We start from the raw sequence: 22,114 nt of genomic DNA, 5'->3' as shown, positions 1-22,114 counted from the left end.
GTCGATGCGCACGCGCTCGAGCACCGTCTCGTAATGCGCTGCGGTTTTCGCGGCGACTGCAGCCCAGCTGTACCGCTCTTCGACTCGCTCGCGCGCTGCCGCACCCATCGCGGCGCGGGCCGACTCGTCGTCGAGTAGTGCGCCGATCGCCTGGGCGAGCCGTTCGGAGTCACGTGGAGGCACCAGCGTAGCCGACTGTCCGTCCGTTCCGACGACTTCGGGGATCGCGCCCGCATGCGTCGCGACAAGCGGTGTGCCACAGCTCATCGCTTCCACCGCGGGCAGCGAGAATCCCTCGTACAGCGAGGGGACGCATGCCACCTGCGCGGACGCGAGAAGTTCGGCCATCTCCGAGTCCTCGAGACCCGACACCACCTTCACCCGCGACGAGATCGCGAGCGCATCGATCATCGTCGCCGACGGCCCGTCCGGATCGAGCTTGGAGACCAACGTCAGTTCGACGTCACGCTCGGCGCTGAGTTTGGCGATCGCCTCCAGCAGATACGACACACCTTTGAGGGGGGCGTCGGCGCTGGCTATGCAGACCACGCGGCCAGGGACCCGGCCTTTGGCGGCAGCCGGCCGGAAGACCGTGGTGTCGACGCCCAAGGGGATGGTGGTGATGCGGCCGGACTCGATGTCGAACGCCTTGCGGATGTCGACCTCGCTGCTGCGCGACACCGTCAACAACTCGGGAATCCGGCGCGAGACCCGACCCTGCATCCGCAGGAAGGAGTGCCAGCGCCACGCCGTGATCTTGCGCCAGCCCTTGGCGGCCTTGACCGCCAGCGAGCGGTCGCGCGTGATCGGATGGTGGATCGTCGCGATCAGCGGGAAGCCCTGCTTCTGTATCTGCAGCAGCCCGTAACCGAGGCACTGGTTGTCGTGCACGATGTCGAAGTCGTCGCGACGATCGGCGAGCAGCCGCGCGACACGGAGACTGAAGGTCAGCGGCTCGCCGAAACTCGCCGTCCACATGGCACCGACCTCGAGGGCATCGATCCAGTCGCGGTACTCACTCGGCCGTGGAGTACGGAACGGGTCCGGCTCGTCGTAGAGCCCGAGGCTGGGCACCTTGGTGAGCGTGACGCCCGCGTCGATCGCCGCCTGATCGAGTTCCGGGTACGGCTGCCCCGAGAAGATCTCGACCTGGTGCCCCAGTAACGCGAGCTCTCTACTGAGATGACGCACATAGACGCCTTGCCCACCGCAATGGGGTTTGCTGCGATACGACAGTAATGCCACGCGCACGTTGTGGTTCCACCTCTCGACTCACGGCCCGTCGACGGACCGATGCTGCGGCAAGCCTCGCTGCCGCCACCTGTGTTGACGACTCCGCCGTCACGATCGCGACTCGGCGACCTCACGGGACGCCGACTCGAGTTCATCGATATGAACCAGTTTCACACGACGACGCCCCGCGGACCTGCCTGCACCGCGTTCGGCGGCGTCGATGTTCTTCCACCCTGCCAGGTCGATGCGATGTGCACCCCGGTCGGCGACGAGGTCGGCAACGTCGTCAGCAGTCGTCGAGGCGTCGGGCAGGATTCCGGCGACGAAGTCGGCGATCACCGACTCGGCGGTCTCCTGTCCGCACAAGCGGTTGCGTCCGATGCCCCCGGTGGCGCCGCGCTTGATCCAGCCCGTCACGTACAGGCCGGGGACCACGTCGCCATCGACGGTCGACTGCACCCGACCCTCGACGTTGGGGACCACGCAGCGCACGTCGTCGAACGGCACGTCGTTGATGGGTACTCCCCGATAGCCGATCGCGCGCAGCACGAGTCCGGTGTCGATGTCGAATGCCTCGTCAGTCGGCACGATGGCGACGTTCTCGCCTGTCTCGGTGTAGACGTTGCGGACCGCGTGGAGCTTTGCGACGCGGTCGCCCCCGGACAGTTCCGTCGGCGACGTGAGGAAGCGGAAGACGATCCGCTTGTTGCCCTCTGTGCGCGGTCGTTCGGCGAACTCCTGCGCGAGCCGCAGCTTGGTCGCGATCGTCGAATCGAGTTCGCCGTCCGACCTCGCGGCTTCGGACACCGGATCGAGCGTGAGCTCCGCGGGATCGATGATCACGTCCGCCCCCTCGACGTCGCCGAGTGCGAGGAACTCGCTGTTGGTGTACGCCGCCTGCGCGATGCCGCGCCGGGCGAGGAGCACGACCTCCCGGATGTTCGACTCACGCAGCGCCGCGAGTGCGTGGTCGGCGATGTCGGTCTTCGCGAGTTCGTCGGGATCGGTCACGAGGATGCGCGCCACGTCCAGCGCGACATTGCCGTTGCCGACGACCACCGCACGTTCACCGGACAGATCGAAGGTCAGGTCGGCGAAATCCGGGTGTCCGTTGTACCAGGCGACGAACTCGGTGGCCGACACCGAGCCCGGCAGATCCTCGCCCGCGATGCCGAGCCGTTTGTCGGTCGGCGCCCCGACCGCGTAGATGACCGCGTTGTACCGCGCGACGAGCTCGTCGTGGCTGATGTGCTTGCCGACCTCGACGTTGAGGAAGTAGCGAAAATTGCGCTTCGACGACGTCGCGGCGAACGTCGACTCGACGCCCTTGGTCGCCGCGTGGTCGGGGGCGACACCCGCGCGAACGAGTCCGTAGGGCGTCGGCAGTCGGTCGAACATGTCCACCGAGATCTGCGTTTTGCGGACCAGCTCGTCGGCGGCGTAGAAGGCCGCAGGGCCCGCACCGACTATCGCCACACGGATCTCGCCGTCGGGTAGCTTCGGCGCCTTCTTCGGGGGGACGAGACCGCCGTCGACGTCGTGGTCCCTGTAGTAGTCGGCATTGATCTGCAGGTACGGCTCGTCGCGTTCCTCGAGTTGGTCGTCGGGGACGATCGCCTCGACCGGACATTCGTCGATGCATGCACCGCAGTCGATGCAGGTGTCCGGATCGATATAGAGACTCTCGGCGGTGAAGAAAGTGGGCTCATCGGGAGTCGGGTGGATACAGTTGACCGGGCACACCGCGACGCAGCTCGCATCGTTACAACAGGGTCGTGTGATCACATGGGCCATCTGCACTGTCCTCGGAGCTCAACACGTAGAACGTGTTCTAGTTTTGTTGTGACTGTATCTTAACGATTGCCCTGTGAGCCACCCGATCGTAACCCCGGCGTGTGAGCCGCCCACGCAGCACGAATGCGAACCGAGGACACCTATTGACCCGCGAACTCAACCAGGCAGGCCTGCCCGATCGTAAGGACGGGGCCCGATACTTCGAGGCCGCGTACCGCGTGCGCACCGGCGATGTCGACCAGGACATGCGGGTACGCCTCGACGCCGTTGCGCGGTATCTGCAGGATGTGGCGAACGACAACATCGAGGCGACCGAACTCGGGGATTCCGACCCGTTCTGGATAGTCCGCCGCACCGTCGTCGACGTCATCCGGCCGATCTCGTGGCCCGCGACCGTGACCGCGCAGCGCTGGTGCGGCTCGCTCTCGACGCGGTGGACCAACATGCGTGTGCGCCTGACCGCTGAACACGAGACCAACCGTTTCAATCCCGAACCGCGCGAGGCGGGGCTGATCGAGACCGAGGCGTTCTGGATCAACGTCAACGACCAGGGCATGCCGTCGCGGATCTCCGACGAGGCCTTCGAACTGCTGTCGTCGATGACAGACGAGCATCGTCTGCGGTGGAAATCGATGAATCCGGAGAAGGCACCCGACGCCGAGGGTGCGTCGGCCCCTGATCGCGAGCACGTGCTGCGCAGCACGGATTTTGACCCGTTCAAGCATCTCAACAACGCCGCCTACCTCGAGGCGGTCGAGGACGAACTCGTCGACCACCCCGATCTGATCGACGGACCGCACCGTCTGACGATCGAGTACCTCCGGCCGATCGTGCCCGGTACGCCGATCACACTGCGACGTGTACGAGAACCGCAGCGCCTGCTGCTGTGGATACTCATTCCCGGCGACGAGGAGGGCGAGCACCAGGTCGCGGCGACGGTATCGGTGACCACGCACCCGGACGATTAGATGCCGCACAGCGTGGACGAGTGAGCCGCGTGGTTACGACGACTCCTCGTCGTGCTTCACGACGAGCGCGTGATCAGTGTCCGCCGGAAACGCAGAACTCGTTGCCCGCCGGATCGCTGAGCGTGGTCCACTCGAAGCCGCCGCCGGGAATCTCCCGATCGCCGATCTTCGTGGCGCCGTTCTCCACCAGGGTGTCGACGACAGCCGGATAGTCCGGCGATGTCAGGTCGAGGTGAATCCGGTTCTTGCCGGGCGTCGGGTCGTCGACCTTCTGGAAACCGATCACCGGTTGTCCTTCGCCCAGCGCGACGATGACGAAGAAGCCGTCGTTCTCCTCCACGATCGTGCCGCCGAGGTTGGTGGCCCACCATGCGGCGAGTGTCGTGGGTTCCAGTGCGTCGACGGTGATCATGGCTACCGAAAGTGTCATGGGCTCACCATAACCGGTCACCCGACCAGAAGTCGAACATACGTTCGCCCGGAACCTGTCGCGGCCTACTGTCCTCCGTTGAGGAGTAACTCCATGAGTTTCGTCGGCGCAGCGCACGGATCTGCCGCGGCGCCCCCGATCGGTTCGACCCAGAAGGTGTAGACGCCGCGGGTCGGGGCGCGACTGGTCACACCGCACACCGCCGGACGTGCGGGATCACGCTGTGTGAAGGCCGCCTGGCTCACGATCCGCACGTTCTCGGTGGTGTATCCGAGCCTCTTGGCGGTGTCCTTCTCGACGTTGAAATCGCCCCATTCGAACCAGTTGAACGTGACGTTCGCGGCGACCGCGCCGTCGACGATCCACCTGCAGATGGCCCCGTTGAACGTGCCGCGCGCCGCCGTCCCGCCGACCGCCTTGGCGATCTGCGCGGTCGACAGCACCTGACACTCGAGGGTCAGCTTGTCGAACTGATCGGTATCGACGTTGCCGGATTGCTCGGAGTTGGCCTGTTCGGACGAGACGGCCTGGCCGTCGACCGTGCAGCCCGACAGCGCGGCGACGAGTAGGGCAACGGCCGCGAGGACCGACGCGACGACACGCCTGCGGCTGCTCATGATGCACGCTCGATCGACATCGTGGCGAGTTGACGCGTCGCGTCGCAGATCTGCTCGGTGTCGGGAGCCTGGTCACTCAGAGACGTGGTGCCGGCGCTCACCGACCACTCGAAGAAGTCGGCACCGAAGCCGATGCCGATCTCGCAGATACCGGAGTCGGATGCGATGAATCCCTTGTGGCCGTTGATCTCTATGTCTTTGGTCGAGTCACGCGACAGTTGCTCGGTTGCGCGCTCCCGCCCGATCGGCGAACCGCGATACCAGTTGAACGAGGCCACAGGTCCGGTGCGATCGGCGCTCGATGTCCACTCACATGCCGACGGATTCTTCACCGTATTGGTCAGTGCGCCGATCTTGGCGAGGTCGACGACCTCCTCTGTCGTGACACCACCGCACTGCCCGAAGAACGGGCCCGACCCGGCCTTGCCAGGTGCCGTGGCGGCGGTGCCGCCACCCGAACCTGCCGCATCGTCGGAATCCGACGAACACGCACTGCCGATCAGCGCGACGAACAACGCCATCGACACGAGAAAGCCGCCACGCATGAGCTTGTCGATCTCGCGACGCTCACGTTTGGTCGGCCGCCCGGCGCCACGGTCGCGGCGCGGCTGACTCGCCAGGATCTCCTTCGACGGCGGGGGTGGGCTCTTGTCGATGTAACAGGCCGACGCCGCCGCCGCGGACACACGCTTGGTGATCACCCGGGTGACTTCGACGATCCGCTCGCGACCACCCAGCCGCACCCGCACCTCGTCACCGATGCTCACGTGCTGGGCTGGCTTGGCGGTGGCCCCGTTGACGCGGACGTGGCCGCCCCGGCACGCGTCACCCGCAGCTGACCGCGTCTTGGTGAGGCGGATCGCCCAGATGTAGGCGTCGACGCGTCCACTCACCGTCGAGGCCTCGTCTCCCACGCGCGACAGTTACGTGCCCGCAGTCGTACTCGCACCGGTTATGCCCTGCTCATTTCTGGCGGGTCAGCAGGTAGTAGCCGCCCGCCAGCACGACGATGCCGAGCACGATCGCCAGGAACCAATTGGTGAAGATGCCGACGAGAAGAAAGACCACGATGCCCGGCGAGATCGCCACGAGGCTCATCCCAGGATTCTCGCGCACAACCTGCGAGACGGCTTTGCTCTTTGCGGGGTCGATCGCCATGACTTCCTCCTAGCGCGCGGGCCGTCGTCGTCCGCTGACACTCGGGAGAGCGTGCGGCCGACGACGTGTGTTGGGCGTACCTGCGTCGGTGGCTCCACTGTAGCCAAAGGGGTTCGGACGGTCAGTCGTCGCGCCGCGCGGGTTCGTCCTCGTCGACGTCGAGGTGCTGCTCGACGTAATCGGCGCTCGGCACGTCGTCGGATTGCGGCGGTTGAACACCCGCGAGCGGGTCGACGAAAGCGTCCAGGGGCGCGTCGTCGGCGAGCGATTCGCCGGGCTCGTCGTCGAGCGGTGCTTCAGGGTCGACGACGCCCTCGGGTAGGTCCTCGCCGGAGATCGGTTGGCTCATCGTCATCTCCTCGTAGTCGAGCGATCGGGACAGTCGAGTGATCGGGGTAGTCGAGTTATCGGACTCCTCCGTTGTAACAAAAGCCGTCGCAGTACCAGGGCCACCCCAGAAGAACCGCAGCAAGGAGCCAGGGTGTCGACGCTCTGGTCTGTGCCTGCAACAGACGAAGAGGAATCTGACCGAAGAGGAATCTGACGACGTCGTACCGGACGCTGGTGCCGTGTGAGCGTCGGGGGTCACGGCGTCGGGGCCCGGTAATTCGACGTCTTGGAGGCCGATTGTGACCGAGTTTGCCGTATCAGGCTGCGGTGGCGGGTCTTTCGATACTCATAGTACGTCGGTATGACACGATCGGCTCGCGACGAGGGTCGACGGTGCGGCAGCACCTATCGCGCTTGTGCAGTGCTCGTCGCTCCGCGCGCGGGAACAGCCGCTTGCTGCGCGCCGACCGCCGACGCACGGTTCCACGCCTCGACCTCACCACCGCGTCCGATCGATGGGCTCACCCTGCGCGCTCGATTCGACGTCGCATCCGAACCCGACCACCCAGCGTCCGTCGGAGAGTTCGACCTTGCCCAGCATCATCGGCTGTGGGAGCGCGGCGAGGAACTCACCGAGCGCGGCGGGCGACAGCACCCAGCACTCCCCCTCGATGGACCGGCCATCGACGCCGTCACGGACCAGGCCCGGCTTCGGCGGTGTCGTGTCCAGTGCCACAAGGCGATACGACGCTGCTGTCCGCACTTCACCGTTCCAGCGTGCGCCGCGCTCGCTGAGCTCGTGGGTCAACGGCCCACCCCGCATGTGCGCGCCGAACACGGCCAGCTCGACCGAGGGCGCAACCCGCTCACTCCACGCCGGGTCGATCGCCGACGAGATGACAGCTTGCGGAACCGATGCCGTCACCGACAGGCGCCGCGCGAGATCGACGAGAACCGCGTCCTCGTGCGCACCCGCGAGAAGCGTGATCCCGAACTGCGCCTGCGTCCCGTCGGTCTCGTCGACGACGCCCGCCGGAACCGCCAGCGCACACAGGTCGAACAGATTGCAGAAGTTGGTGTAGGTACCCATCCGGCTGTTGACGCCAATCGGATCGTCGGCCACCTCGTCGATCCGCGGATGACAGGGAGCCGTCGGAACCATGAGAGCCGTCGCGTCACCCCACGCGTCCATCGCAGTCGACCTCAGTTCGGCGAGTCGGCGTCGGACACGCAGCAGATCCACCGCCGTGTAGCCCGATGCCTTCGTCACGATCTGTGCCACAACGGGATCGAGTCCGACCTCTGCGGAATCGGCTGCACCGTCGACGAACTCACCGACGGCATCGTATCGCTGGGCGACGAGCGCGTCCTCGTACAGCAGTTTCGCTGCGGCGAGAAAGGGTGCGAGGTCGATCGTCTTGATCGTGCAGCCCGCAACCTCGGCGGCGACAACGGCCTCGCCGAACGCCGCGCGCCAGCGGTCGTCGAGTTCCGGCAGCTCCGCGGGAACCGCGATGACCGGTGCCTCCGGTGCCGCGAACGACGACCCGCTGGAGAATGGCCGCGGACCCGTGGCCGCGGCCATTGCGGCGGTCGCCAGGTTTGCCAGGTCGAGGTCGGCTGCGAAGATCGTCGGGACGTCGTAGTCGGCGCAGGCAGGCACGATTCCGTCGGTCGAGATGGCGCCCACCGTCGGCTTGATGCCGACGATCCCCTGCAGTCCAGCGGGCACTCGCCCCGAACCGGCGGTGTCGGTGCCGATCGCGATGTCGGCGAAACCGAGCGCGACCGCGACTGCCGACCCCGAACTCGAACCACCGGAGATGCGCTCGGGACGTCGTGAATCGCGCACGGCACCATGAGGACTGCGCGTGCCCACGAGACCGGTGGCGAACTGATCGAGGTTCGTCTTCCCGATCACGACCGCACCCTCCGCTTGTAGCGCCGCGACGACCGGCGCATCGTCATCGGGTATGTACGCATAGCCGGGACACGCTGCGGTGGTGGGCAGCCCGGCGACGTCGACGTTGTCCTTGACCGCGAGAATCGTTCCAGCCAAGGCCCCGCCTGCGGCCATCGAGGCCTCGAACTCGAGCGCGACCTCGGACAGCGGGCGCAGCGAGATGAACACCTCTGGCCGGTCGGCCGCCTCGATCCGCGCATACGTGTCGTCGACCTTGCTCATGCGACCTTCCCCTTCGGCTCGTCACCCGTGTCACTGCTGCTCTTGTCGACGTCTCCCCCGGCTGCACCCGTGGTGAACTCGCCTGCCAGAGACCACCTCTCACGCTCCTCGGCTCGCGCGCGCTCCATCTCCTCCCGCGAGGACGCGATGTCGCGCGCATTCTCGGCGAGGAAGCGCTCGTGCTCGGCGAGCGAGAACGTTCCGTCGCTGATGCGCACACTGTCACCTCGTCCCGCAGCGACGTCGGCGCGCATGTCCAACAGTTCCTCGGCGCTCACCGGATACCATTTTATGCGGTCGAAAAAGCGCAGCAGCCATGGGTGTTCGGGCTCGAATCCGGGCGCCTGTTGCGGGTACCGATGGTTCCAGACCTGCGTAGTACGGCCGACGAATTGGTAGCCGCCTGGACCTTCCATGCCGTAGATGCACAGGTAGGCGCCACCGATCCCGACAGCGTTCTCCGGCGTCCACGTCCGTGCCGGGTTGTACTTGGTGGTCACGAGACGGTGCCGTGGGTCGAGCGGAACGGCCACGGGCGCCCCGAGGTAGACGTCGCCGAGACCGAGGACGAGGTAATCGGCGTCGAACACGATGCGGTGGACGTCGTCGACCGAGTCGAGTCCGTTCATGCGGCGGATGAACTCGATGTTCCAGGGGCACCACGGTGCGTCGGATCGTACGCCGAGCATGTAGCGCTCGATCGCCTCGCGCGTCGCGGGGTCGTCCCACGACAACGGCAGGTGCACCGTGCGACTGGGTACCACGAGCTCCGATGCGGCCGGTAGTTGACTCTCACACTCGATCAACCAGTCCCGCATGGCCTGTTGCGACCACGTCGTCGGGTCCGCTTTCACCTGTAGCGATCGGATGCCGGGGGTCAGATCGATCAATCCTGCGGGCTTCTCCGCCCCGATACGCTCGGCCAAGGCATGGACGCGAGCACGCAGGGCGAGATCGAGCCGCATGTCGCCGTATTCGACGAGGATGTTGTCGTCACCGCTACGCCGATAGGTCACCGTGGTGGTGCCATCGGCTGTGGTGGTCCGCCCGAGGATTCCGGCGTCGGCATCCCCTGCGCGCGACAGGACGTCGACGAAACAGGCACGCCGAGCAAGACCGAGTTCTGCGGGTGATGCTGTCTGCGTGGCCTTGACCGCGACGAAGCGCACCGTGTCGCCCGGCTTGAGCTGTCCGAGTTTCCACCGTTCAGCGGCTGCGACCGTCACCGGACAGACGAAACCACCGAGACTGGGACCGTCGGGTCCGAGCAGGATCGGGGTGTCGCCCGTGAAGTCGAGCGCACCAACGGAATACGCGTTGTCGTGAATGTTCGACGGGTGCAGTCCTGCTTCTCCACCGTCGGTTCGCGCCCACTGCGGTTTGGGGCCGATCAGTCGAATCCCGGTGCGGTCGGAGTTGAAATGAACTTCATAGTCGGTACCCATCAGTGTGTCGATGTCGTCGGGAGTGAAGAACTCCGGCGCCGAATGAGGTCCGACGGTCACGCCGAGCTGCCAGGCGTTGGTCAGCGCGGGCTGCTCCTCGGTGAGGATACGGGTGGGGCTGCCCGTCGGCATGGCCGCGCGGGCAAGAGCGTCGCCGTCGGCGAGCACGCGACCGTCGAGTCCGCCGAACCGGCCCATGGTGAACGTCGACCGGCTGCCCAGGTAGTTCTCGGCTTCAACGCCCCCGGCAACCGCGACGTACACGCGTAGGCCGAGCGATCCGACCGCACCAACGTCGAGCACACCACCGGCGGGCACCCGCAGCGGAACCCATTGCGGCACTGAACGACCATCGATGCTGACCGGAACCGGGGCGCCCGTGACGGCGACGGTGGTCGCCGCACCGAAGCGCAGTCGCGGTCCCATCATCGTCGCCTCGAGTCCCGCGGCGGCGACCGGGTTGCCAACCGCCAGGTTTGCCAAGCGGAACGACAGATCGTCCATCGGACCCGACGGTGGGACCCCCACCTTCCAGTAGCTGACGCGGCCGGGCCAGTCCTGGATGGTGGTCATCGGCCCGGCGCGCAGCACCTCGACGGCGTCAGGCTGAGTTGTGTTGCTGTTCATCTCGTCTCCTCGGACGCGGCGTCGTCGACTCAGCTCTGCGGACGCGTGACGATGACGCGGACGGCGCTCGGGTCGAATCCGTTGCAGGGGTTGTTGATCTGCGGGCAGTTCGACACGAGAACAAGGGTGTCGACGTCCGCGCGGAGCGCGAGGCGCTTGCCGGGGGCCGAGAGACCGTCGACGATGCCGAGCGCACCGTCGGGGTCGACGGGCACGTTCATGAAGAAGTTGACATTGCCGACGAGGTCGCGTTTCCCGAGCCCATGGCGGGAGCCGCCGATGAGGAAGTTCTCGACGCACGCGTGCTGATGTTTGGTGTGGTGGCCGTAGCGCAGCGTGTTGGACTCCTGCGAGCACGCGCCGCCGAGGGTGTCGTGGTTACCGACCTCGTCGGCGACGATCGTCATCATCGGCTGAGACTCCTGGTCGCGGATGATCGTTCCGGTCGTGAGGAAGATATTGCCCTGCGCGGCGATGGTCGTCTGTGCGGAGTAACGGATCGAGTGGTCGTGGCCGCCGTAGAACAGTGTGTCGACAGCCTGGTTGCCGTGGAGGTCGACGATGGTCAAGACGTCGCCGGCGGCAACGACTTCCGCCCAGGGCGCGCGTTCGCCGACTATGCCGTCGTAGATCACCTCTCCGGGCACGAGGGCGAGGTCTGCGGCGGGGGCTGTGGTGTGGTCGATCGTGGTGGTCATGGTTGGTCCTCGGGTGTGATGTGGTGTCGACGCCGCTCGTCGGGCGGTTCGCTCGACCACAGGTGGTCAGAAATACGTTGCGCCGTAGATGTCTTCATTGTTCGCGACGGCGCGCTGGTACTCGGGGTCACGGTCGGCGACATCGGCGAGCAGGGCGTCGAGATCGTCGGTCGCCTTCCAGGCGAGCACTTCGAGCGGCCCGGAACGGAAGTCGGGTGCCGGGTCGAGCGGGTGCGCGGTGTTGGCGAGGGCCACGATGCACGGCAGGTGTAGGAGCAGGTCGACGCTGGTGTCGGCGCCTGCGGTTCCCTGGAACTCGAAGGATCCGTCGTCGTCTACACGGACGCCTTCGAAGAACGACACCGACGGCGCGACGTCGGTCGGTGTGAGTCCGTTCTTGGCAGCAGCCAACTTGAGCAGTTCGCGGCCTGCGGGTGTGGTCGAGTGCACCGCTCCGTCACCGTATTTCGCGATGTTGTCGGAGAGTGTCGTCGTGCCGGTGAGCGCATCGTGACGGACGCTGCGGTCGGCGACGACGGTGGCCAGCACCCTGCCCTGATCGCTCAGCAGCGGATGCCCTGTGGTGAGGTAGGCCTGCCAGGGCACCTTGACGGTGTCGGCGACGTTCAGCCGCTCCCATGTCGCGTCCGCGCGCCACAGCAGCAGGTGTGCGCATGCATCACCGGTGATGTCGCGCAACCGGATTCGCGTTCCGCGGGCGAGCACCTTGGTCGTGTACCTACCACCGGGCACGGTTTCAGCCCAGATCAACGACGCCGGATCGACGTCGGCGGGCGGGGTGGGCCAGTCGGTCGCGGGCACCACAGGCATGGAGTCGGTGATGGCGCCGGCCTGCGAGCGCGCGTGGGCTTTGGCGCCTGCGGTCGAGGCAGTGGAGGTGATTGTCGAGTTGGTCATGATGACCCCTTCCGGGAATGTGCCGATGAATGTGTCGTCGCAACAAGCGATCACGCGGGGGCGGTGACCGGCTTGGGATGCTCTTTGCCACGCGGGTAGCAGGCGATGCCGACGAGAACCGTTGCGACGATGCAGATCGGGCCGGCCCACCGGAGGATGGGCATCTCACCCGTGGGGTCGAAGACCTCGGCGCGCGGCCAGGCCAGGTTGATCACCATGAGCGTTCCGTAGGCCACCGCAAGCAGGTTGACCACGATGCCGAAGCGCCCGAGCCCGAAGAGTTTCTTGCCCTCGGCGTCGACCTGGACGCCGCCGGACGGCCAGCCCTGGAAGCGGCGGTACAGCATCGGTGCGGTGACCGCCAGGTAGGCGAGATAGATCAGGATGATGCAGACACTCGCCAGCGTCGCGAAGATCGCGGAGTTGCCGACGTTGACCACCAGGATCGCGATGCAGAGCACTCCGATGAGGATGGACGGGAGGATCGGGGTACCGGTGCGGGTGTTGACATGGGCGAGTTTGTCGGAGAACGGGAGTCGCCCGTCACGTGCCATCGAGAACATCAGACGCGAACACGCCGTCTGAATGGCCAGGGTGCAGATGAAGATCGCCACCGCGACGTCGCACAGCAGCACCTTGCCCCAGAAGCCGCCGAGGACCGAGTCGAGCACATACGGCAGACCGCCGGTGGCGAGTTCGTCGTCGAGCGTCGGTGCGGCCATCAGTGCGCCGAGCAGCATGAGCCCGCCGCCGATCGCCGACACGGTCAGTGCCATCCGGATGGTGCGCGGCGCGACGCGGCGTGGGTTGCGGGTTTCCTCGGCGAGTTCGCCCGCCGAGCCGAATCCGACCATCACGTAGGCCGCCATGAGACCGGAAACGATGAACGCCCAGATGTAGCCCGGTTGCTGTCCCGGCGCGCCGGTGTCGAAGACGACGCCCGGACCGCGCTTGGCGTGGGTGAACAGTGCAAGGACAACGGCGACGACTCCCACGAGTTCACACGTGACACCGATGCTGTTGACCCGGCTCATCCACGTCACGCCGATGCAGTTGATCGCTGTCACGGCGATCAGCAGGATCGAGCCGAGCAGGACGGCGTTCGCCGCTCCCGACGTCGACGTCAGGGTGGGGTCGTCGCCGATGATCTGGAAGCCGCTCCACACGCTCGGCAGCACCACCTGCAGCGCGATCGCTGCGGCCGAGGCGGTGACGATCTGGGCGATCATCATGAACCAGCCGCCGAACCAGCCGATCACCTCACCACCCATACGGCGCGACCACTGGTAGATGGCGCCGGAGATCGGGTAGCGCGCGGCGATCTCGGCGAAACAGAGCGCAACCAGGAACTGGCCTGCGTAGACGATCGGCCAGGTCCAGAAGAAGGCCGGACCGCCGAAGCCGAACCCGAGGCCGAAGAGCTGAAAGATCGTGGTCAGGATCGAGACGAACGAGAATCCGGCCGCGAACGACGCGAACTTGCCCAGCGAACGGTGGAGTTGCTGGTCGTAGCCGAACTCCGAGAGGTCGTCGGCATCGGCACCCGTGGTGGGCGTGTGCGTGCCTGCGTGTGCCGGTTGTGCGGGGGGTTGAGCGGTGGAGGTCATCGATCGGTCCTTTGCGGTGAGGCTCCACGGTGAGCTGGTTTATCTGCCAGTTGATAGATAACTCTCGGGCTTTTTCTATCGAGTGACAGTTATGTTGCAAGCGTGGAAACTCGCGCTACAGGCGTGTTACGCGTGCCGGGTACACGCAGCGAGGTGTGCACGACGCCCGGACCTGGCGTCATGCCTGCTCGACTAGACTCGACGAGGCCGATCTCGTCAGTTGACCTCCGCACCGAGGTCCGACGACCCAACAGCGAGAGAGCGTGACATGAGTACTGCCTCCCGGCCGGGCCGAGCGGCGACTGGGCCCGGCAGACCGCGTCTCGTCGAGCAACGCAGACGGGGCGCAACAGCGCGCGAGGAGATCCTCGACGCCGCTGCCGAACTCTTCTGCCGCCACGGTTACACCGGAACGTCGACCCGCATGATCGCCGAAGCCGTCGGCATCCGCCAGGCGTCGATGTACCACTACTTCACGACCAAGGACGACATTCTCGCCGCGCTCCTCGACGCGACCGTTGTCGGCTCTCTCGAGCGCGCACGAGAACTACTGGCCGACGACCGCGCACCGCTCGACAGACTGCTCGATCTCGCGCGCTTCGACGTCGCGCAACTCGTCGACGAGCGGTGGAACCTGGGGTCGCTATATCTGCTACCCGAGGTCGGCGACGAACGTTTCACTCAATTTCGCACGGCGCGAACAGAACTCGCCGCAGCATACGAAACCCTGGCGGCCGCGGCGATCGACGACCCGTCGGACACACGCTCCCTCCTCCCCTTTCGCCTCGTCGAATCGGTGATCATGCTCCGCTCCGACGAGCAGCGCGGCGACCTCGGCGAACGCACCGCAGCGGACCTCGCCGACACGATCGTGGGCGCGATCGAGATGCTTCTCACCCACGAGAAGCGCTGACCGTCAGCGCGACACCGGGCACCCGCGGCGTGCATCTGCGTTCTCGGCGAGCCTGCCCCTCGCCGTGGCGTGAGCGCCGTCTACCGGAATGGCGCCGAAGGCCCGCGCCAATCCCCAGGACGGCATCGCATAGCTGATCGACTCATGGTCGCCGATCACGTATGTCTCGTGCCAGATCCCGACATCGCTTCGCCCGCGAACATTGGCGTTGAACCAGCGCCATGCAGGTAGGTGAGGAGCCGCTGGGTCAGAGGCAAAATTCTGCAACGCTTCCGGCGATTTCCAGTAGGACAGGACCATGGGCGAAGGCCCCAAATAGAGCCGATAAGACAGCATCCCCTTCTCACGATGCCGACGCAGATGCCACAGCATCCGTGGCATCGCAACGAACACGTAAAACCACGACCGCACCCTCAGCGGGCGGTTGATCCGCATCCCGATGAGAAACAATGCAGCACCGTCGGGAGGCGTCACATTGGTAATCCGTGGGATCTCGTCAACGTTGGACATGACGACCTCCAGAATTAGTAACACTGTTATAGAACGATGTTATGAAACAATGTGCGTCATGGCAAGACCCAAAGTGCACACCGTCGAGTTGCGCGACCGACTGCTCGACCTGGCAGTGGACATCACGGCAAACGACGGCTTCGGCGCCTTGACTGTGCGAACCGTCGCCAGCGCCGCCGGGACGTCGACCACTGCTGTCTACTCCTTGTTCGGCAGCATGGCCGACCTCCAGGTGGGGGTGCTCGTCCGCGCATTCGACAGCTTCGCCTCGGCACAGGAATCGGTGGGCGCATCCGACGCCCCCGAGCGCGACATCGCTGGCCTCGGCATGACGTACGTGCAATGGGCACTGACCAATCCACGACTCTTCGCGGTCATGTTCTCGCCCACCGTCGCCGGGCTCACGCCGACAGCAGAACTCGACGAGGCTGCAGCGCGGGCAATCGCCCCTCTTGACGACGCGGTTCGCCGCGCGATCGAGTCCGGGGTGCTGCGACGTGTCGAGCCTTCGACGATCGTCGTCTCGCTGTGGTCGAGCGTGCACGGCCTCTCGCAACTGCTCCTTGCAGGACTGGTGCCGGCAGAGGCCGATCCCGCGGCCTCGGCATTGGCCGTGATCGACGGGTGGCGCGCCGAATCGGCAACAACGTCTGACGATCCACAGGCCGGATAGGCTGACGCCCATGGCTGGTCACAGTATGGAGTTCGACCCGATCGCCGAGGCGAAGGCCAATTGGACCTCGGCCGGATGGGGCGACGTCGCCGAGGGGATGGTCGCGGTCACGTCGGTGATGCGCGCACACCAGATCTTGCTGGGCCGAGTCGAAACAGCGCTGCGCCCTTACGATCTGACGTTCTCACGGTTCGAACTGCTACGCCTTCTGGCGTTCTCGCGCAACGGCGCGCTGCCCATCACCAAGGCAAGCGACCGTCTCCAGGTACACGTCACGAGCGTCACCCACGCGATTCGACGACTCGAGGAAGCACAGCTGGTCCGACGCCTCCCCCACCCCACCGACGGCCGCACCACCCTGGTCGAGATCACCGACCTCGGCCGCTCGACAGTCGAGGATGCGACGACGACACTCAATCGCGAGGTGTTCTCCGACGTCGGGATGGACGAGTCCGAGATCGGCGGACTGGTCTCGGCGATCCAGTCGCTGCGCCATCACGCGGGGGACTTCTGACGCACGGTCCTCGTCGTTCCGTATGACGGACATCCCGGGTTCGCGGGCTGTTTGTCATACTGTCCGGCGCGGTGGGCGGGCTCGGGCACGAGTCCGTCGTCGTGCGGTTCACGCCGCCGAGCGGTCGAGCGCGGCCGCGATCAGGTTGATCACGTGGTCGGGCCGCTCGATCAGATCGGCCCAGGTGAAGTTCAGTACCGTCCAGCCCCGGGCAGTCAGTGCGTTCCGACGCGTGCGGTCATGCTGAAACGCCTTGGCATCGCGGTGATATGCGAAACCGTCGACCTCAACGGCGAGCTTTGCTGCCGGAAAGGCGACGTCGATCACGTATCCGCCCTCTGGCAGGTTCGCGACCCACCCGGTGATGCCTGCCCCGTCCAGGATCGACGTCATGACCCGCTCGGCCGCTGACCGCGTGCCGTCGGCGAGGAGGTCGAGGTAGCCACGTACCAGCGGCGCACCGTGACGCCCCGGGTAGCGGGCGTGCGCGGCGTCGAGGGAGTCGAGCGTCACCCGACCAGAGAGCAGCGCCGAATCCATGAACGACAGCCCCAGCACCACTGCGGCTTCGAGCACTGTGAGGTCGGTCGACGTTGTCCGTAGTCCTTCGCGCACAACTATGTCGACGTCGTCGAGCCTCCGGTAGCGGCTCACCGCCGTCGCCGACGATCGTCGCGCTCGACCCCGGGTGCGTGTGAAGACCAGATGCTTGCGCGGTTCGTCATGGCATAGGCCAAGCCACCAGGCCGCCGCCGCACCGCCGAGTACTGCGTCGCGGTGCACCGAGAGCACCGCGATTCGCGCTTGTGCCCGAGCTCCCCGCGCATGTCCCGCGACGAGGTACACACCCGGTGCCGCTTCACGCCATGCGCCGGAGACTACGCGGCGGCTGATTGCGGACGTGCTCAGCCCGCAGGCGCGTGCCTCAGCTGCGCTGAACACCCCGTCACGCCGCACCGACAACTCGCTTATATCCATGCGGACTTGGACGCGCGCGGCCCCGAACTGGTTCCGTCGCCCTGGGCGCGAGGTGACACCGCGCGCAACGGAATGCAGCATCTCCATCCGTATGACGCACGGCCCGGTTTTCCGGTCAGTAGGTCATACGGATTCGCGGCATCTGGCGCCCCGGCCGCAGGTCAGCGCAACGTCTCGATGATCGCCGAGAAATCGAGATCGGCGTGCTGCTCGGCGAACGACTTGTACAGCGCGGCGGCGTGCTCGCCGAGTGGAGCGCGTGAGCCGGTGTCGGCGATGGCGTCGAGCGCGAGGCCGAGGTCTTTGTTCATCAGCGCGGTCGCGAAGCCGGGCTTGAACTCGTTGTTCGCGGGCGACGTGGGCTGAGGTCCCGGTACCGGACAGTTCGCCTCGATCGCCCAGCAGTTCCCGGTCGCGCCGGTCACGACGTCGTAGAGCGCCTCGTCGGACAGTCCGAGTTTCTCCGCGAGTACGAAGGCCTCGCCGACGGCGATCTGCTGCACGGCGAGCAGCATGTTGTTGCACACCTTTGCCGCCTGACCCGCGCCGGCCTCACCGCAGTGGATGATCTTGCCCGCCATGGGCTCCAGGGTGGACCGCGCCGCGACAAACGCCTCCTCGCTGCCGCCCACCATGAATGCCAGGGTTCCCGCGACGGCACCCCGCACACCACCGGACACCGGTGCGTCGACCTGTGCGAAGCCGAGAGCTGCAGCGCGCGAATTGATATCGCGGGCGTCGGCGACCGAGATGGTCGAGCTGTCGATCAACAGCGCACCCGTCGCCGTTGCCGGCAGGATCTCATCGTAGAGCTTCTTCACGATCGCCCCGTTCGGGAGCATCGTGATCACGACCTCGGCGACCGCCACGGCCTCGACCGCCGTGGGAAAGGTCAGAACCCCGTTCGCCTCGGCGGTCTTGACCGCCTCGGGTACCGGATCGAAGCCGTGGACCGTGTGGCCTGCCTTGACGAGATTGGCGGCCATGGGCCCGCCCATGTTGCCGAGTCCTAGAAAGGCGATCGTCGTCATTGTCGATTCTCCTGAGCTGAAAGTGGTTGTGATGCTGACGTGTTGGTCATGCGTCGCGGAATCGGGTAGCCACTGACCGGCCGACGACGACGCGCATGATCTCGTTGGTCCCCTCGAGAATCCGGTGGACGCGCAGGTCTCGGACGATCTTCTCGATCCCGTATTCAGTGAGGTAGCCGTAACCGCCGTGCAGTTGCAGGGCCTGGTCGGCGACGGTGTAGCAGGAGTCGGTGACGTACCGTTTGGCCATCGCGCACTGCTCGACCTTGTCGACTGCCCCGGCGTCGAGAGCCGACGCCGCATGCCACAGCATCAGCCGAGAGGTCTGCAGCGATGTCGCCATGTCGGCGAGCGTGAAGCGGATCGTCGGCTCGTCGATGAGGTTGCTCCCGAATGCCTTCCGCGATGCGACGTAGGCTGCTGCCTTGTCGAAGGCGGCCTGTGCGCCACCGAGCGACGACGCCGCGATGTTCAGCCGACCTCCGTTGAGACCGTTCATCGCGATACCGAACCCGATCCCCTCCTGCCCACCCAGAAGATTGGCTGCGGGCACGCGCACCTCGTCGAGGATGACCTGCGCTGTCGGCTGCGCGTGCCATCCCATCTTGTGTTCCTGCGCCCCGAAGCTCAGTCCCGCAGCATCTTTCTCGACGAGGAACGTCGAGATGCCCTTCGGTCCGTCGCCACCGGTGCGTGCCATCACGACGTACAGATCCGACGACCCGGCGCCCGAGATGAACTGCTTCACGCCGGTGAGCACGTACTCGTCGCCAACCTTCTCCGCGCGCGTCGACAACGCCGCGGCGTCGGAGCCGGCGCCGGGCTCGGTCAGGCAGTAGCTCGCGATGGTCTCCATACTCGCCAAGCGCGGAATCCATTGTGCCCGTTGCTCGTCGGTGCCGTAGCTGTCGACCATCCAGGTGCACATGTTGTGGATGGAGAGGAACGCGGCGACGGCGGGATCGGCGTAGGCGAGCTGCTCGAAGATGCGCACTCCGTCGAGTCTGCGGAGTCCGCTGCCGCCCACGTCCTCCGAACAGTAGATGGCACCCATCCCGAGTTCGGCGGCCTCTCGCAGCTCGTCGACCGGGAAGTGATCGTCGGCATCCCACTCGAGTGCGTGCGGCGCAAGCTTTTTGGCGGCGAACGCCGCCGCGGTCTCGACGATGACGCGTTCGTCGGCGTCGAGGCCGCCGGTCGGTATGGCGGATGTCGTGGTGGTCATCCCACTCAGTCCATCGTCGGGATCACGAACTCGGCACCGTCCTTGATACCCGACGGCCACCGCGACGTGACCGTCTTGGTCTTGGTGTAGAACTGGATCGAGCTGGGTCCGTGCTGGTTGAGGTCGCCGAAACCCGAACGCTTCCAGCCGCCGAATGTGTAGTAGGCCACCGGCACCGGGATCGGGACGTTCACACCGACCATGCCGACGTCGACGCGTGCGGTGAAATCTCGGGCGGCGTCGCCGTCGCGCGTGAAGATCGCGACGCCGTTGCCGTACTGGTGATCCGAGGCGAGCGCCAACGCTTCCTCATAGTCTGCAGCGCGCACGATCGACAGCACCGGGCCGAAGATCTCGTCGGTGTAGATCGACATGTCCTTGGTGACGTGGTCGAAGAGGGTCGGTCCGATGAAGAATCCGCTCGACAGGTCGTCGTCGCCATAGGTCTGCTCGTCACTGGCGCGTTCGCGGCCGTCGATGACGAGTTCGGCCCCTTCCTCGGTGCCCTTGCCGATGTAACCCTTGACGCGTTCGAGTGCCGCCTTCGTGACGAGCGGCCCGTAGTCGGCCTTCGGGTCGAGGCTGTGGCCGACGCGCAGACCGTTGACCTTGTCGATCAGTTTGGCGCGCAGACGTTCTGCGGTCTGCTCACCCACCGGCACCGCGACGCTGATCGCCATGCAGCGCTCGCCTGCGCTGCCGTACCCGGCGCCAATGAGCGCGTCCGCAGCCTGATCGAGGTCGGCGTCGGGCATGATGATCATGTGGTTCTTCGCCCCGCCGAAGCATTGTGAGCGCTTGCCGTTGGCTGCGGCTGTGGAGTAGATGTACTGCGCGATGTCGGAGCTGCCGACGAAGCCGAGCGCCTTCACATCGGGATGATTGAGCAGAGCATCGACAGCCTCCTTGTCGCCGTGCACAACTTGGAACACTCCGTCGGGAAGCCCCGCCTGTGTAAACAATTCGGCGAGGAGGACGGGAACCGACGGATCGCGCTCGCTGGGCTTGAGAATGAAGGCATTGCCGCACGCGAGCGCCGGACCGGCTTTCCAGAGCGGGATCATCGCAGGAAAGTTGAACGGGGTGATGCCCGCGACTACGCCGAGCGGTTGACGGATCGAGTGGACATCGATGCCCGCGCCAGCGCCCTCGGTGAAGTCTCCCTTGATGAGATGCGGTATGCCGATGGCGAATTCGATGACCTCGACGCCGCGCTGGATGTCGCCGAGCGCGTCGGCGTGGGTTTTGCCGTGTTCGAGCGAGAGCGTCGTGGCGATCTCGTCGGCGTTCTGATTGACCAGATCGACGAACCGCATCATCACGCGAGCACGGCGCTGCGGATTCCACGCAGCCCACTCCTTCTGCGCCTCGACGGCCGTGGCGACGGCCGCTGCGACCTCGTCGCTACTCGCCAGGGGGACGGTTGCCTGAACTGCACCGGTGCTCGGATTGAACACGTCGGCCTGACGGCCGTCGGTCACGCTGACGCGCTCACCGCCGAGGTAGTGCGGGATGGACGGTACGGAGGGAGCTGAAGCAGTCACCGGTCTTCACCTGTTCTGGTTGGTGGATGTTCTGGGTTCGTACACGAGAGGTAGCCATGATCGAGACCATGCGGACTCTGTCCCCCATATACTAGGACATCCAAGTAATTTCGTAAACGGCCTGCGCCAGCAACACCGACGCCCGCCCCGACCGCGAGTAGGTTAGGGTAGCCTTTCTTTGATTGCGGCGTGATGAGTGCGCCAACACCCTTATCCACTCGAGACACCCAAGGAGCAGATCGTGTCCGTCGTCATCCTCTACGGCACCGAAACCGGCAACTCGGAGCTCGTTGCCGACGCCATCGCCGACGTCCTGACGGTCGAGCACGACCCGTCGATCTACGACATGAGCGAGTTCGCCGTCGATGATCTCGACCCGTCGGACTTTCTGATCATCGTCTGCTCGACGTACGGCGAGGGCGAGCTGCCGACCGGTGCTGAACCGTTCGCCGAGGAGATCACCGAGACCACCCCCAATCTGTCCGGGATTCGATTCGCCGTATTCGGGCTCGGCGACACGATCTACGGCGAGACCTTCAACCGTGGGGGTGAGTTGATGGCGGAGCTCCTGACCCGGCAAGGCGCCACACAGGTCGGCCAGCACTTCCGGCACGACAACTCGTCGTCGATCAAACCGGCGAAAGCTGCAGCCGAGTGGGCCGAGAGCCTGACCGGCGTGATCGAGGGCGTCACGGTCTGAGGGGCGCACCGTCCTC

At 65.8% G+C, this 22,114-nt stretch carries 22 protein-coding genes; 5 read left to right on the top strand and 17 right to left on the bottom strand.

The window, feature by feature from the left end:
• Nucleotides 1-1,251 (bottom strand): glycosyltransferase family 4 protein (locus GOOTI_RS02420; RefSeq protein WP_007236960.1); only part of this gene is annotated, 1,251 nt, incomplete at its 3' end.
• Nucleotides 1,252-1,341: 90 nt separating this feature from the next.
• The gene (locus tag GOOTI_RS02415; protein WP_007236959.1) at nt 1,342-3,027 is read right to left on the bottom strand and encodes an FAD-dependent oxidoreductase; all 1,686 of its coding nucleotides are present in this window, start codon (nt 3,025-3,027) and stop codon (nt 1,342-1,344) included.
• 143 nt (nt 3,028-3,170) lie between these two features.
• On the opposite strand from GOOTI_RS02415, the gene GOOTI_RS02410 reads away from it, so the two are divergent.
• Entirely contained in the window at nt 3,171-3,995 is an 825-nt protein-coding gene (locus GOOTI_RS02410; RefSeq protein WP_007236958.1) for an acyl-[acyl-carrier-protein] thioesterase, read from the top strand.
• A 73-nt stretch (nt 3,996-4,068) separates the two neighbouring features.
• On the opposite strand, the gene GOOTI_RS02405 is transcribed toward GOOTI_RS02410, so the two are convergent.
• From GOOTI_RS02405 to GOOTI_RS02360, 10 genes are all read right to left on the bottom strand, one after another.
• Nucleotides 4,069-4,425 carry a VOC family protein gene (locus tag GOOTI_RS02405; RefSeq protein WP_039993171.1) on the bottom strand — a complete coding sequence of 119 codons (357 nt, stop codon included), beginning with the start codon at nt 4,423-4,425 and terminating at the stop codon, nt 4,069-4,071.
• A 65-nt stretch (nt 4,426-4,490) separates the two neighbouring features.
• The gene (locus tag GOOTI_RS02400; RefSeq protein WP_007236956.1) at nt 4,491-5,042 is read right to left on the bottom strand and encodes a DUF3558 domain-containing protein; all 552 of its coding nucleotides are present in this window, start codon (nt 5,040-5,042) and stop codon (nt 4,491-4,493) included.
• Entirely contained in the window at nt 5,039-5,935 is an 897-nt protein-coding gene (locus GOOTI_RS02395) for a DUF3558 family protein (protein WP_007236955.1), read from the bottom strand. Before GOOTI_RS02395 ends, GOOTI_RS02400 begins: the two co-directional genes overlap by 4 nt.
• Before the next feature lie 70 nt (nt 5,936-6,005).
• Complete coding sequence (locus GOOTI_RS02390; protein ID WP_007236954.1) at nt 6,006-6,200, bottom strand: hypothetical protein; 195 nt, start codon at nt 6,198-6,200, stop codon at nt 6,006-6,008.
• Between the two features lie 121 nt (nt 6,201-6,321).
• Nucleotides 6,322-6,549 carry a hypothetical protein gene (locus GOOTI_RS02385; RefSeq protein WP_007236953.1) on the bottom strand — a complete coding sequence of 76 codons (228 nt, stop codon included), beginning with the start codon at nt 6,547-6,549 and terminating at the stop codon, nt 6,322-6,324.
• A 477-nt stretch (nt 6,550-7,026) separates the two neighbouring features.
• Complete coding sequence (gene atzF / locus GOOTI_RS02380) at nt 7,027-8,715, bottom strand: allophanate hydrolase (RefSeq protein ID WP_007236952.1); 1,689 nt, start codon at nt 8,713-8,715, stop codon at nt 7,027-7,029.
• The gene (locus GOOTI_RS02375; protein WP_039993170.1) at nt 8,712-10,787 is read right to left on the bottom strand and encodes a 5-oxoprolinase/urea amidolyase family protein; all 2,076 of its coding nucleotides are present in this window, start codon (nt 10,785-10,787) and stop codon (nt 8,712-8,714) included. Before GOOTI_RS02375 ends, atzF begins: the two co-directional genes overlap by 4 nt.
• Before the next feature lie 29 nt (nt 10,788-10,816).
• Nucleotides 10,817-11,485 (bottom strand): urea amidolyase associated protein UAAP2, encoded by a 669-nt coding sequence (locus GOOTI_RS02370; protein WP_007236950.1) that lies wholly within the window; start codon nt 11,483-11,485, stop codon nt 10,817-10,819.
• Nucleotides 11,486-11,551: 66 nt separating this feature from the next.
• Nucleotides 11,552-12,403, bottom strand: coding sequence for an urea amidolyase associated protein UAAP1 (locus tag GOOTI_RS02365; protein ID WP_174299108.1), 852 nt, complete (start codon nt 12,401-12,403; stop codon nt 11,552-11,554).
• Between the two features lie 50 nt (nt 12,404-12,453).
• Complete coding sequence (locus tag GOOTI_RS02360; RefSeq protein ID WP_007236948.1) at nt 12,454-14,010, bottom strand: amino acid permease; 1,557 nt, start codon at nt 14,008-14,010, stop codon at nt 12,454-12,456.
• Between the two features lie 268 nt (nt 14,011-14,278).
• Here GOOTI_RS02360 and GOOTI_RS02355 point away from each other — a divergent pair, with 268 nt between their 5' ends.
• On the top strand, nt 14,279-14,923 hold the full coding sequence (locus GOOTI_RS02355; protein WP_007236947.1) for a TetR/AcrR family transcriptional regulator: 645 nt from the start codon (nt 14,279-14,281) through the stop codon (nt 14,921-14,923).
• A gap of 3 nt (nt 14,924-14,926) precedes the next feature.
• Here GOOTI_RS02355 and GOOTI_RS02350 read toward each other — a convergent pair whose 3' ends face one another.
• Nucleotides 14,927-15,433 carry a DUF4188 domain-containing protein gene (locus GOOTI_RS02350; protein WP_007236946.1) on the bottom strand — a complete coding sequence of 169 codons (507 nt, stop codon included), beginning with the start codon at nt 15,431-15,433 and terminating at the stop codon, nt 14,927-14,929.
• Between the two features lie 49 nt (nt 15,434-15,482).
• Here GOOTI_RS02350 and GOOTI_RS02345 point away from each other — a divergent pair, with 49 nt between their 5' ends.
• Nucleotides 15,483-16,106, top strand: coding sequence for a TetR/AcrR family transcriptional regulator (locus GOOTI_RS02345; RefSeq protein WP_039993168.1), 624 nt, complete (start codon nt 15,483-15,485; stop codon nt 16,104-16,106).
• A gap of 10 nt (nt 16,107-16,116) precedes the next feature.
• Nucleotides 16,117-16,620 (top strand): MarR family transcriptional regulator, encoded by a 504-nt coding sequence (locus GOOTI_RS02340; protein WP_007236944.1) that lies wholly within the window; start codon nt 16,117-16,119, stop codon nt 16,618-16,620.
• A gap of 108 nt (nt 16,621-16,728) precedes the next feature.
• On the opposite strand, the gene GOOTI_RS02335 is transcribed toward GOOTI_RS02340, so the two are convergent.
• The 4 genes from GOOTI_RS02335 to GOOTI_RS02320 all read right to left on the bottom strand — a co-directional run bounded on the left by GOOTI_RS02335 (nt 16,729) and on the right by GOOTI_RS02320 (nt 21,398).
• Entirely contained in the window at nt 16,729-17,598 is an 870-nt protein-coding gene (locus GOOTI_RS02335; protein WP_039993178.1) for a type IV toxin-antitoxin system AbiEi family antitoxin domain-containing protein, read from the bottom strand.
• 161 nt (nt 17,599-17,759) lie between these two features.
• Nucleotides 17,760-18,629: a 3-hydroxyisobutyrate dehydrogenase gene (gene mmsB / locus GOOTI_RS02330; protein ID WP_007236942.1), complete on the bottom strand. Its 870-nt coding sequence runs from the start codon at nt 18,627-18,629 to the stop codon at nt 17,760-17,762.
• Between the two features lie 46 nt (nt 18,630-18,675).
• Nucleotides 18,676-19,854, bottom strand: a complete 1,179-nt coding sequence (locus GOOTI_RS02325) for an acyl-CoA dehydrogenase family protein (RefSeq protein WP_007236941.1) — start codon at nt 19,852-19,854, stop codon at nt 18,676-18,678.
• Between the two features lie 5 nt (nt 19,855-19,859).
• Nucleotides 19,860-21,398, bottom strand: a complete 1,539-nt coding sequence (locus GOOTI_RS02320) for a CoA-acylating methylmalonate-semialdehyde dehydrogenase (protein ID WP_007236940.1) — start codon at nt 21,396-21,398, stop codon at nt 19,860-19,862.
• A gap of 241 nt (nt 21,399-21,639) precedes the next feature.
• On the opposite strand from GOOTI_RS02320, the gene GOOTI_RS02315 reads away from it, so the two are divergent.
• Entirely contained in the window at nt 21,640-22,098 is a 459-nt protein-coding gene (locus GOOTI_RS02315) for a flavodoxin family protein (protein WP_007236939.1), read from the top strand.
• The last annotated feature ends 16 nt before the right edge of the window (nt 22,099-22,114 follow it).

It is taken from the genome of Gordonia otitidis NBRC 100426 (assembly GCF_000248075.1).
GTDB classification, from domain to species: Bacteria; Actinomycetota; Actinomycetes; order Mycobacteriales; family Mycobacteriaceae; genus Gordonia; species Gordonia otitidis.
The sequence above is the reverse complement of the archived record's forward strand: the minus strand, read 5'-3'. Positions and strand labels throughout refer to the sequence as shown.

Excerpts from the sequence above, each read along its gene's own strand:
- GOOTI_RS02335 (WP_039993178.1), bottom strand. The coding sequence starts at position 17,598 with ATGGATATAAGCGAGTTGTCGGTGCGGCGTGACGGGGTGTTCAGCGCA.
- GOOTI_RS02325 (WP_007236941.1), bottom strand. The coding sequence starts at position 19,854 with ATGACCACCACGACATCCGCCATACCGACCGGCGGCCTCGACGCCGAC.
- GOOTI_RS02365 (WP_174299108.1), bottom strand. The coding sequence starts at position 12,403 with ATGACCAACTCGACAATCACCTCCACTGCCTCGACCGCAGGCGCCAAA.
- GOOTI_RS02370 (WP_007236950.1), bottom strand. The coding sequence starts at position 11,485 with ATGACCACCACGATCGACCACACCACAGCCCCCGCCGCAGACCTCGCC.
- GOOTI_RS02400 (WP_007236956.1), bottom strand. The coding sequence starts at position 5,042 with ATGAGCAGCCGCAGGCGTGTCGTCGCGTCGGTCCTCGCGGCCGTTGCC.
- GOOTI_RS02385 (WP_007236953.1), bottom strand. The coding sequence starts at position 6,549 with ATGAGCCAACCGATCTCCGGCGAGGACCTACCCGAGGGCGTCGTCGAC.
- GOOTI_RS02375 (WP_039993170.1), bottom strand. The coding sequence starts at position 10,787 with ATGAACAGCAACACAACTCAGCCTGACGCCGTCGAGGTGCTGCGCGCC.
- GOOTI_RS02360 (WP_007236948.1), bottom strand. The coding sequence starts at position 14,010 with ATGACCTCCACCGCTCAACCCCCCGCACAACCGGCACACGCAGGCACG.
- GOOTI_RS02350 (WP_007236946.1), bottom strand. The coding sequence starts at position 15,433 with ATGTCCAACGTTGACGAGATCCCACGGATTACCAATGTGACGCCTCCC.
- GOOTI_RS02340 (WP_007236944.1), top strand. The coding sequence starts at position 16,117 with ATGGCTGGTCACAGTATGGAGTTCGACCCGATCGCCGAGGCGAAGGCC.
- GOOTI_RS02405 (WP_039993171.1), bottom strand. The coding sequence starts at position 4,425 with ATGACACTTTCGGTAGCCATGATCACCGTCGACGCACTGGAACCCACG.
- GOOTI_RS02345 (WP_039993168.1), top strand. The coding sequence starts at position 15,483 with ATGTGCGTCATGGCAAGACCCAAAGTGCACACCGTCGAGTTGCGCGAC.
- atzF (WP_007236952.1), bottom strand. The coding sequence starts at position 8,715 with ATGAGCAAGGTCGACGACACGTATGCGCGGATCGAGGCGGCCGACCGG.
- mmsB (WP_007236942.1), bottom strand. The coding sequence starts at position 18,629 with ATGACGACGATCGCCTTTCTAGGACTCGGCAACATGGGCGGGCCCATG.
- GOOTI_RS02355 (WP_007236947.1), top strand. The coding sequence starts at position 14,279 with ATGAGTACTGCCTCCCGGCCGGGCCGAGCGGCGACTGGGCCCGGCAGA.
- GOOTI_RS02390 (WP_007236954.1), bottom strand. The coding sequence starts at position 6,200 with ATGGCGATCGACCCCGCAAAGAGCAAAGCCGTCTCGCAGGTTGTGCGC.
- GOOTI_RS02415 (WP_007236959.1), bottom strand. The coding sequence starts at position 3,027 with ATGGCCCATGTGATCACACGACCCTGTTGTAACGATGCGAGCTGCGTC.